The organism is Flavobacterium anhuiense (genome assembly GCF_900101855.1).
In the GTDB taxonomy this organism is placed as follows: domain Bacteria; phylum Bacteroidota; class Bacteroidia; order Flavobacteriales; family Flavobacteriaceae; genus Flavobacterium; species Flavobacterium anhuiense.
The window spans coordinates 5203-12041 of sequence record NZ_FMVC01000007.1 but is presented as its reverse complement, the minus strand read 5'-3'; the positions used below and the strand labels follow the sequence as shown (position 1 = coordinate 12041).

The 6839-nt window shown below is 38.9% G+C and carries 6 protein-coding genes and 1 pseudogene; 4 read left to right on the top strand and 3 right to left on the bottom strand.

The annotated features are described in order from the left end of the window. Positions 1 to 545 precede the first annotated feature (545 nt). Together BLP44_RS18015 and BLP44_RS18010 are read left to right on the top strand one after the other, a co-directional pair. The gene (locus BLP44_RS18015) at positions 546 to 791 is read left to right on the top strand and encodes a hypothetical protein (RefSeq protein ID WP_091134924.1); all 246 of its coding nucleotides are present in this window, start codon (positions 546 to 548) and stop codon (positions 789 to 791) included. A gap of 676 nt (positions 792 to 1467) precedes the next feature. Then, positions 1468 to 1689 carry a DDE-type integrase/transposase/recombinase gene (locus BLP44_RS18010; RefSeq protein WP_091134922.1) on the top strand — a complete coding sequence of 74 codons (222 nt, stop codon included), beginning with the start codon at positions 1468 to 1470 and terminating at the stop codon, positions 1687 to 1689. Between the two features lie 229 nt (positions 1690 to 1918). Here BLP44_RS18010 and BLP44_RS18005 read toward each other — a convergent pair whose 3' ends face one another. After that, the gene (locus BLP44_RS18005; protein ID WP_091134920.1) at positions 1919 to 2335 is read right to left on the bottom strand and encodes a hypothetical protein; all 417 of its coding nucleotides are present in this window, start codon (positions 2333 to 2335) and stop codon (positions 1919 to 1921) included. Between the two features lie 217 nt (positions 2336 to 2552). Here BLP44_RS18005 and BLP44_RS23275 point away from each other — a divergent pair. Both BLP44_RS23275 and BLP44_RS17995 read left to right on the top strand, forming a co-directional pair. After that, positions 2553 to 3244: pseudogene (locus BLP44_RS23275) on the top strand (IS6 family transposase). A 613-nt stretch (positions 3245 to 3857) separates the two neighbouring features. Beyond that, complete coding sequence (locus BLP44_RS17995) at positions 3858 to 4370, top strand: response regulator (RefSeq protein WP_091134919.1); 513 nt, start codon at positions 3858 to 3860, stop codon at positions 4368 to 4370. A gap of 15 nt (positions 4371 to 4385) precedes the next feature. Here BLP44_RS17995 and BLP44_RS17990 read toward each other — a convergent pair whose 3' ends face one another. Continuing rightward, complete coding sequence (locus BLP44_RS17990; RefSeq protein ID WP_139159219.1) at positions 4386 to 4604, bottom strand: hypothetical protein; 219 nt, start codon at positions 4602 to 4604, stop codon at positions 4386 to 4388. 134 nt (positions 4605 to 4738) lie between these two features. Beyond that, the gene (locus tag BLP44_RS17985) at positions 4739 to 6247 is read right to left on the bottom strand and encodes a PAS domain-containing sensor histidine kinase (protein WP_091134915.1); all 1509 of its coding nucleotides are present in this window, start codon (positions 6245 to 6247) and stop codon (positions 4739 to 4741) included. Positions 6248 to 6839: the final 592 nt, after the last annotated feature.

Sequence of the window (6839 nt, the reverse complement as noted above, 5' to 3'; positions counted from 1 at the left end):
GTTAGTTAGTTAGTTAGTTAGTTAGTTAGTTAGTTCTGTTTTTTCATTTTGATTTTGTTCGATTATGGATGGGAAGATAAAAGGCGCTTTTCCGGTTTCTGTTTTTTTCTTGGACATAGTTTATAGAGCCCTATTGATTTAAATCCTTTATACACCTGTGATAGGTAACATAACCGGTTATCTTTGCTATTTTCATAATTTGATGCCTGTAGGTTTTGATAGGATTGATACTGTCCTCATTTGCTCTGAATTGAAGCAGAGATAACCATGTTCAAATCATTCTGTAAATTGTCGGCCTAAATTTTAAAGCCCTATTTGATTCTGACAGATGCGGCAGAAGAGTTTTTTTTATGTCTTTTTAGCATAATTTGAGTATGATGCGACCCGCATTACAGCAATCGTCTAAAAATAATTCCGTTTAAATTTCCCCACTATTTTTTTAACATTACGCAGAAGTGTGATCAGCTGCAAATAATTATATTTGATTTAAAAAATTGCATTAAATTTGAAACAAACTAAAATTGAATTTTGACAAATCTTTCACAATGGAAAAATTGATACGACTTAAGGTGAGAAAAGATTTGGATGCCAAAATGCAGCACAATATTCTTAAACTCAAAGGAAGCCTGATTGCAAAAGGCTACACTGAAATTATACATATTCTGGATCAGGACGAGGACTTCCATATCAATACCTTTGAAGCGGAATTGGAAAAATACAATGAAGTGCGGCAGTACATTGCCTCCTTTATAGAGCAGGAAAGCCTGGCAGAAACTATCAGCTTTAAGTAAATCCAGCTTCCAAGTGTAATTACTGGCCTGGCCCGCCAGCTGTAAAGCTGTCGGGCTTTTGGTCTTTTATGAGGGCGTAAAAAGGCGATAGATATTTTGGCTGTTTTCATAATTTCATGCCTATAGGCTCTGGCAGGCTGATGCTGCCCTTATCTGCTGTGGATTGAAGAAGTGCCGCAAAATTCCAACAAGGGATGGCCTTGGCGGGCTGCGCTTTATCAGGTGCAGAGCGGAAAGGGGCGTTTTTTTTTCGGCATGAGGGGCTGCGTATACAGGAACAGCGGCCAGATTATCGGGGAGTGTGATATTAAAAGTGATAAAAAATGTTATAAACCCTATTTTTTTACTTTAATGTTGCTGCAGCATATTGATAAGGGATAAAGATATTCTATGTCCCGCCAAAGGCGGGGGCAGAAATAATCAGGTGTTAAGGCAATCGGGTGTTGAGAGCTGCCGCTGTAGATTAACTTGGAGCTGTTGGCATTGTCAATTTTAATTTTAATTGTGATTAGTATTATTCTCTAAGTTTATTTTTTTTTGGAGCTGTTCCCGCTATCCGCTCTAATCTTCTGTGCCGAACCCCGGCGCAGAAGGATTTCCGCTTCACACGAGCGAAGCGAACTGGCGAAGCAATCGGGGCTGGGGCTGCTGCTGAGACAGCAGAAGCTTCAGGCAAATCTGTATCAACTGCAAATCACGATTAATAACCATTGATAAAAGCAGCTCAAATGCAGCAGCTATCAGAGTCTGTAACAAGCTCTTGTCCTCAAAGATTAAAATCCTGCAATGTAAATATATTAACAATATTGCAGAACAAGATCATCGTTTTATCAGGTGGCGCATACAAAACGGATTGGGTTTTAAAAGTTTTGAATCTGCAAAGAGAACTCTAAGCTGAATTGAAGTTGCGAATATGCTTAGAAAGAATCAGATGATTGAACCAGGGATACCTATGTTTAAATCATTCTGTAAATTGGCGGGCTGACTGTTAAATCACTTAAATTCTTAAATTTTATTCTGACAGATGCGAGAGAACCTAAATTTTCCTATTTAAAAAAACTGGTAAATTAAAAAAGCATACGCCAATATGGGCGCATGCTTTTAGATTATAAACTTATGGTTCTAAATTAAATTTTAGTCTGATAAACAGATTTTCCGTCTAATGAAACTTCAATTAGGCCAGTCCTTTCGGTAAATGTTGTTCTTAAGACGCTTCCTTTAAAAAGAGAAACATCACCGTAAACTTTTCCCGTTTCATCGGTAACATATTCGAACAGTAATTTTTTGTTGTCCGGTTCGATTCCCAGCTTATAACTTGAAAACTTTGTTCCTTTTAAATCGAATGACTGCTGGGAATCGATTATTTTATCATCCGCATAGAAATTTGTAATTGCCTTGTTCAAGGTAATGTCCGGATAATATTTATTTACTTTTTCAAGCAGTGAATACTGAGCGGTGTTAGCATCTTCGAGTTTAGATGTAATGGTCTGGGCAGATGAAGCTGCTGTAAAAACAAGAGCTAAAAGCAATGTGATTCTTTTCATAATTTAAATTTTAATTGTTAGAGTTTTAAAATAATCTCTAAAACTTCTTAATATCCATTTTTTTCACGATATGTGATATTATTTTTATCAAGGTACTAAATATTCAGCCCTGTCGGAAATAAAAAGCAAAGTTTTAAGAAAATAACTATAGGAAAATGTATGGGTTCTGCCGCATCTGAGAATAACTTTTATTTTAGGAATTTAATCCAGTCGAAAAATGAATGCGAAAGGTCATTGCTATCCGAGGTCTATTATATTGCAGGCAGTATATTTTAAGCTTAGGTTTACATTAAGTTATCGGGATGTTGAAGAGATTATGAAAATGCGAGGAGTTCATTTTGATCATGCTACCATTCGGCGCTGGGTATATAAGTTTTCACTGTTAATGGAGATGCAAATGAAGAAACGTAAGGTACAAGGTAGTGGTAGTTGGAGAATGGACGAGACTTATATTAAGCTTAAAGGGCAATGGTGTTATTTATATAGGAAAGTTGATAGGTCTGGCAATACAGTTGATTTCTTATTAACTAAGAGAAGGCAGAGGATGAGCGCCCAGTCATTTCTAATTAAAGGAATAAGTAATAATTGTCGCCCAAGAGTAATAAAGGCGGTTCTAATACTGCAGCGATCAAAGTCTATAACAAACGTTCTTTATCGAAGATTAAAGTCCGACAGTGCAAATATCTCAACAATATTGTCGAACAGGACCATCGTTTCATCAAGTGGAGCATACAAAACAGATTAGGTTTTAAAAATTTTAAATCGGTCAGACCAGCGTTAAGCGGAATTGAAGTTGTGCATATGCTTAGAAAGAATGAGATGATTAGACCAGAGATATCTATGTTTAAATCATTCTGTAAATTGGCAAGCTTTTTTTTAAATTTTTTAAATTTTTATATTATATTCTGACAGATGCGACAGAACCGACCCTGAAATCATTTAAAAGCAGAATTATATACTTCATAAAAAATTCTATTTGCATGAGTTGCAAATATAGGAAATAAGCATCTCTTTTTTGTGTTAAAATATTGGTTTTTAGTTTTTTATGGTGTATTTTTTGTTTTTAAAATGAATCGGGCTCTTAAATGAGAATGCAGCAATTTAAAGATGATAAATTTATAAAGTAATAATTCTGGGCCGTATTTTGAAGAGGGAATGCTCTGCGATTTTCAGTAGGCAAGAGTTTGATCTTAATGATTTAATAGGCATATAGAAAGTTATCCGCCACAAGTATGCCAGAATAGTTGGAATGGCAGATTTTTTGAAACAATGTTTAATTTTTTGTAACAGAAATAGTATCAGCTCCAAAGAACAGGTGCCATGTTTTGGCGCAAAATTAGGTTGTCCAAAAATCTTTAAAAGACCGCTGATTTTCTTCCAGCAAAATTAAAGGCAGACCCAACATGGGCGCGCGCTGCCGCAAAGATCTAGAGGGGAAAATTATTTATCTTAAAATTATGGAGTGATTGAAATATTTTTGGCATTTATGTACTACATTTGATAAGCATATAACCGATTCAAGATGATAAGTTCAGAGAATTCCCGCCCGGCTGCTGAAGGGGCAAATGAAAAAGAGCCTGTAAAGATTATACTGGCAGAAGATGATAAGGACGATCAGGAATTATTCATCGATGCCTTGGATGAGGCGCAGGTCCCCTCAGAGGTAACCACCGTTGAAAACGGGCAGCAGCTCATGGACAGCCTCAGAGACAAATCCCAGCCAGATCCCGATATTATTTTTATAGATGTCAATATGCCTGTTAAGGGGGGCAAGCAGGCGCTGGAAGAAATAAAGGGCGATAAAGATTTTCGGGACATTCCTGCCGTAATGCTCTCCACATGGAGCCATCCTTCGGATATTGAAGAGAGTTTTGAAAAGGGGGCGGACCTTTATGTCCAGAAGCCAAATTCTTTTGCAGGCTTTGTGATGGTGCTAAAGAAAGTGTTCTTTCTGCACTGGGCAAAAGCTTTATTGAGGCCGGCCATAAATTTATTTTTTGTTTCGGAAAAGAACACCTCCGAGAGCGACTTGTAAGGGCTCCTGACTGCATTATCCCTCTATTTTGCCCTTGTGATGCTGCTTTAGCCATTTTTCCATTTTCTGGAGCAGCTGGATCTGCTCTGGATTCCCTGAGGGATCGGAAAGCCCGGTGACGGTTCTCTTGTAATTGAATCCTTTGTCTTCGAAAAGGCTGGTGAATTTCGGGAACTCGCTGTGGGATACCATCCAGGTGTCCTTTCCTGCATATTCAATTTTAAATTTTTTCACTTCCGTCGTCTTTTTAATCTCTGCAAACAATCAGGCGCGAATGCGTCTGGGCTGTTTTGCCGCTCAGTTTTAAACTGTAAAAATAGAATATTATTGCAGGTGATGGATAGTAACGGATGCAGGATATTTGAATTTTATATGGTATCTGCCTTCTGTTCTAAAGGCAGGGTAAGGGTAAATTCCGCCCCATTGCCCTTTTCTCCGGCAGCAGTTATTTTTCCATTATGCCTTTCGGCTATTTTTCTGCACAGTGCCAGACCAAGTCCATTTCCCTCGTACTGGTCTTTGGAGTGCAGCCTTTCAAATGCCGTAAAGATCTTTTCAGCGAACCGGCCATCGATTCCAATGCCATTATCCTTTATTTTTATCTGCACAAAATCTTCCCCGCCAATATGGATTGTGCTGTTTGTTATGGTCACCCTGGGCGGCTGGTCCGCTTTTGAAAATTTTAAGGCATTCTGAAGGAGGTTATAGAAAAGCTGGCTGATTAGAATCGGCGCCCCCTGAATCTGCGGCAGGTCAGAAGCAATTAAAACAGCGCCTTTTTCTTTTATGACCAGTTCCAGATCTATTTTTATATTTTCAATAACCTCATTGAGATCGATGGCTTCGATATGCTGCAGGGTTTTATCAACGGTCGAATAGGCCAGGATCCCTTCAATAATATTTTCCATCCTTTGGGCGGACTGGGCTACTTTATGAAGGTATTTTTCAGATTTGCCACTGGCGCTGCCTTCCATGTCATCTCTTAAGATGGTATTGAAAATTCTGATTTTTCGCAGCGGTTCGCGAAGGTCATGGCTCACCGCGCTGGCAAAATGCATAAGGTCTCTGTTGGAGCGGTTAAGCTCATTTGTGCGGCTTTCGACCTGCTTTTTTAATTCTTCCTGAAATTCTTTTTGTTCATGTATATCCTGCACAATGCCGATTATGGTTTTGGGGCTGCCTTGTCCATCCTTTATAATCCTGCCGTTGATTTTAGCCCAGCGGTGCGGGCGGCCTTCATTTAAAATCCGGGCTTCGTAGCATATTTTTCCTGTCGCTTCCGCTTCTTTATGCGCCTTTTCCCGCGCCGGGAGGTCATCGGGATGCAGTTTTGCAATTAAATCTTCATTGGTTGCATCACCTGAAATGGAACAAATGGCATCGAAGCTTCCTGATGTTGTGATTTTCTTTGTGGCAAAATCTATTTCGTAGCTCCCCATGCCCGAACTCTCAATGGCCATTTTAAGTTTTTCATTGGAATGCTGCACTTCCTGTTTGGCCAGCTGCAGATCCGTCACATCAGTGCCCGTATTAAGCACGCCGTATACTTCTCCCTTCTGATCAAAGAGTGGGATAAAGCTGTAATTGAAGTAGTGTTCAGTCATCACGCCGTCTATCGCCAGATCTACTTTTTTGGCTGCGGCATGAAAGGCGGTGCCGGTTTTAAGCACGCCCAGGGCCTCATCGAGAATCTGCTGCTTTTCAATTTCTGGAACAACCTCAAGATAGGTTTTTCCAATAACATCATTCCCTTTTCCGTAAGTTTTGACCATGGCGGCATTGGCCAGTTCAATTTTAAGATTATCTCCCACATACACCCCTACGGGCATTGGAATAGCATCTATTATATTTTGCAGGAGCCTTGGATTGTGGTGCATAGCAGTAAGGTTTAATTAGTGAAGTTCTTAGGGCGAAGCTATTGCTATTTAAAATTTTACTGTTATATTATCTTAATGAAGTGTTTCATAATTTTATGTTTTTATTTTCAGGTGGTCAGGAAAAACGATTGTCGGCAGGCTATAATAATTAGGGGCGCACTGCTTTTGCCGCCGCATTTTGAAAATCGCATCAGCCTGACCGTATTTCAGAAATTGCGTTTTAAACGAGAAAATAAATGACGCTTTTCTTGCTGCTGTATTTTTTAGGGACATAGTTTAACAGCCGTATTGATTTAAATCCTTTATGCGTCTGTGATAGGTAACAGGACTTGTTGTCTTTGCTATTTTCATAATTTCATGCCTGTAATCCGGGGGAATGTTATTTTAGGTTTAATATTATTTTTAGGAGCTTTATCCCGCTATCCGCTGCAATCTTTTGCGCCGAACCACGACGCAATAGGATTTACGATTCTATCGGAGCTAGAAAAATGCTGAAGGCTGTTGGGAATACACCAATTTTTCTCGTAATTAGAAAAAAACATATCTTTAGCTCTTAGTTAGTTAGTTAGTTAGTTAGTTAGTTAGTTAGTTA